At 71.4% G+C, this 469-nt stretch carries 1 protein-coding gene; it reads left to right on the top strand.

Going from position 1 to position 469, the window contains the following annotated elements:
• Positions 1–469: methyl-accepting chemotaxis protein (locus MKK52_RS02010; protein WP_243952079.1), on the top strand; the 469-nt coding region annotated here is incomplete at both ends.

Genomic DNA, 469 nt, shown 5'->3' with positions numbered 1-469 from the left:
GCGCGGCCTCAACATGATGGTGGCCGGTCTTGCCGATCTCGCTCGCTCCAATCGGGCGGCGACGGCGGACCTCAACGCGGCGGCGGCCGAGATCCGCGCCTCGGCGCAGGAACAGGCGGCCTCCGTCGAGGAGCAGTTCGCCGCCGTGCAGGAGACCGCTGCCACGGTGGACGAGATCACCCATTCCGGGGCGCAGATCTCGAAGCGCGCCAGCGAGGTCATCGCCACCGCGCAAGCGACCGCCAAGACCTCCCGGCAGGGCCTGCGCGCGGTCTCCGACACCGCCCAGGCGATGGACGCGATCCGCGAGCAAGCCGAGGCGGTGGCGGGCAACATCGTCGGCGTCTCGGAGAAGACCCAGGCGATCGGTGAGATCATCGAGAGCGTCAACGACATCTCGGAGCGCACGCATCTGCTCGCGCTGAACGCGGCCATCGAGGCGGCGGCGGCCGGCGAGAGCGGGCGCAGC

The organism is Methylobacterium sp. J-067 (assembly GCF_022829465.1).
In the GTDB taxonomy this organism is placed as follows: domain Bacteria; phylum Pseudomonadota; class Alphaproteobacteria; order Rhizobiales; family Beijerinckiaceae; genus Methylobacterium; species Methylobacterium litchii.
The sequence above is the reverse complement of the archived record's forward strand: the minus strand, read 5'-3'. Positions and strand labels throughout refer to the sequence as shown.